Source organism: Synechococcus sp. H60.1, assembly GCF_047462335.1.
Lineage (GTDB): Bacteria > Cyanobacteriota > Cyanobacteriia > Thermostichales > Thermostichaceae > Thermostichus.
Genome location: NZ_JANSJA010000283.1, coordinates 1 through 3,258, shown reverse-complemented (window position 1 = coordinate 3,258; position 3,258 = coordinate 1). Strand labels below are relative to the sequence as shown.

Annotated in this window: 2 protein-coding genes; both read right to left on the bottom strand. The window is 50.3% G+C overall.

What is annotated here, in order from left to right:
- Positions 1 to 478: 478 nt before the first annotated feature.
- The gene (locus NW852_RS12935; protein WP_414366769.1) at positions 479 to 1,615 is read right to left on the bottom strand and encodes an Ig-like domain-containing protein; all 1,137 of its coding nucleotides are present in this window, start codon (positions 1,613 to 1,615) and stop codon (positions 479 to 481) included.
- Positions 1,616 to 1,769: 154 nt separating this feature from the next.
- Positions 1,770 to 3,258, bottom strand: a 1,489-nt coding sequence (locus tag NW852_RS12930; RefSeq protein WP_414426806.1) for a type II secretion system protein GspD, incomplete at its 5' end; no start/stop codon positions are given.

The window sequence follows — 3,258 nt, the reverse complement described above, 5'->3', positions numbered from 1 at the left end:
CCGAGAACATCAGGTGGAGCTGGCGCTCATCGCCTGTCCCGGATCCCAGGCCACCTGAGCAAGACAGCGGGGCTTAGGTCCTTTGCTTCTCTGCACGACTTTTTCACAGTTTTGTTCCTAAGATTAGAACGACTCACACAGGTGTGTTGAAGACTGAGACACTAGAGGAAGGAGACTTGGGGATCCCCATATTTGGGATCCCTATTTTTTGAATGATAAAAAGTTAGCAGGATTCCTCTCGGAGCGACACGAAAACAGCGCCAGCAATGACGCTAATCTCAGCTCTCGTCCTCAAGCTGGTTGCCAGTCGCTTGCCAAAAGCTTCTACAACCCACCTCATGCAATCCAAGGGATCCCTGGCAGCAGTTGTCACCGGTTGGTCTCGTAGGGTTTTGGTTCCAAGATAAGCAGTTGGTCAAGAAACTTAACATCTAGGTCAACTCATCTTAACTCAATAAAGACTCCCCGAGCCATCGGGTTAACTTTTGTGGGTCTCAGCAGCCCAATCCTGAATAATCCAGGTACGCAAGATCTGGATTTCTTCAGGGCTCAAGTGGCCCAAGCGATCCGTGCCGGTGCCGTTGCGGCGAATGTAGGCCAATTCGGGAGATCCGCTGCGTCCAATAAAAGAGCCGGGAAATTCTCCTTGGGGATCACTCACGGGGGGTCTCGGCGTCGGCACAGTTCCCGTCCCAAGCTCCGATAAGGAACCGGGGGCGTCGGCCCCTTCTCCTTCTGCATTCAAGGGGATCCCTGCCGCCCGTTGAATAACAGCATGGCGAGCCAACCAGCGCGGTTTCAGCAACTCGCTATTTTCTGATCCAGGCGTTACGTAACGCATCACCGCGGCGTAGCTATCCAAAGGGCTGCGCCGCATCCGACCGGCCCGCTGATGACAACCCACACAGCTAGCATCCAGTAGGGGCTGAATATCTCGCTGGTAGGTGTATTGAGGCTCGGTGCGGAAGGTCAACTCTATGGGATTTTGTAAATCTAGCTCTTTGGCAGCAGGTAAGAACACTCTGTAATCGGTACTGTAGTTGAGTGGCTGTAAAGGCTGTACAATTAGCTCGTTTCCCTGGATATCAAAGGCCACTTCCAAAGGAGGCTGGATCCCAAAAGCCAAACTCGTCATTCCTGTCGGAAGCTCTCGGTCGAAACGCAGGCGAATACTTTGATCAACTGGGATCCCTCTTTGGCCATTGGAAGGATTGCTAGAGACCAATGCGACTCCACCTTGAGGAAGAGGAGTAAATTCTACCTGAGCTTTTCGGGCCCCCACTCTTGGTTGTAAAAGAGTTAATGCATTGGGATAGAAAGTGGCATATTGCTCCAGTTGAGTTGGCGATGGGCTTTGCTGCCAAACACTACGAGGCATTCGCACCGTGAATAGAGGCAGCTGTTGTTCCCCACTTTGCCCCAGTACTTCTAAAGTGAGCTGCTCCGCCTGCGGCTGTGCCTGAAATTGTTGTGCCAAAGTCTGCCAAACCAAAGAGCGCGATTGTTCGACAAGCTGTGAATAGCTTTGACCCTGCACCTGTAGAGAGAGATGATAGGTTTGCGGCCATCCTACCTCACCCCAAGCCAGCACCCAGACCAACCCGAAGGTGAGCAACAGGGATCCCAGCTTCAGCCAAGGCCGGCGGCGAGAGTTCGACATCAGCATTAATCAGCAACGTATCTTAGGGTTTAGCCGTTTCTATGAGAATCTTCCATCTTTGGCAAAGCAACCGGTCTGAGAGAATGACAGTCATTGGCGGGCCACTCTTCTACTCTTCTAGAATAGTTGGGGTAATCAAGACAACAACTTCACTTCTAATGTTCGTCGTGTTTTGCCTACGAAAGAGAGCGCCTAGCAGAGGGATCTCAGCAAGAAGTGGAACCTTATCAACAGACACTCGATCCTCCTCTTGTATCAATCCTGCCAAAAATAGTGTTTCCCTGTCTTTAAGTCTGATTTGCAAAGAGCCAACAGAACGCTGATTGAGCAAGCTAATTACGGCTCCGTCTGCTAAAGTGATTTGGCTACCGATAGATGAAACCTGGGGAAGAAGATTCAACGTAACGTAGCCATTGTCATCAATCCTGACGTTTTGAATAATTAAGTTGACTCCTGCGTTTCCTTTTTCAAAAACGACTGTTGACGTACCCGTTGCAGGGTCTGTTACCAATCTCCTATTGGTGATAACTTCTTGACCAACTACAATAGCCGCGCCCGTGTTGTTAGCGACGACCACTTTTGGGTCAGCCAGTATCTTGGCTGTTCCTGAAGCAATAGCTGCATCTATGCGGGCCGCAAGAGATTGCTGGAGTCGGTTTAAGGTGTTGAACACAAGTGAGCCGCCAGTTCCTACGGAAGGAACTACGCCAACGTCAGGAACCGAAGATCCCGCAGGTTGGTTGAGGGGAGTTCCACCAAAGGTGGTATTATCTCCAGAGCCCAGTGCAAAGTTGCCAGAGGCACCGCCTAATGCCACTCCTAGACTAGAGTTGTTATTGAGGTTAATCTCAATAAACCTAGCACTAACTAAGACCTGACGACTTCTAAGATCAATCTGGGCAAGGTAGGCTGCAATCACATCATGCTGGGCAGGTGTGGCAACAATAGTTAGTGAGTTTGTTCTTGGATCTGCTTGAATGGCTGACTCTTGAGCAAGAGGGATATTCGATGCTTCCAGGATAGCTAAAATTCTACTTCTGATTTCACTTGGAGTGATACTTAGTTGTCTAGCATTGATTTCGACTGTTGCTTGCCCGCCTCCGGCCCCAGCAGCAGTAAGGTTAAAGGTCTGTTCTGTCTCTTCGATTCTTAGTTGATTAAGTCTATATGTTTTGACAATCTGCTGGCCGACTCCAGGAAGGCTAGTGCCGATAAAAACTGTTTGCCCTACACGAGTTGCTTGCAGTTCCTTCAGCCGCAAGATAAAGTTGAACGTTTCCTGTAAGGGTGAGTCGGCTACATCTAAGGAAATCGTCAAGTCCGGAGGAACGTCGTTAAGAACTACATTTAATCCAGCTCGACGTACCAAGAGACTCAACACATCACCTACGGGAGCATCCCTCAGGGTTAAGGTAATCTTGGCATTTGAGCCCAAGTCAACTGGAGGGGGAGCAGGAAGGATGCTGCCGACTGCAAGATCCCCTGCCGGAGGAGCTACTGCTCGACCCTGGAAGGGAGAAGTAGTGGGATCAACGGATCCCGATGGCAGTTGGGGTTGGTTAAGCTGCCCTACGGAAGGCACCTGAGAAATGACCGGC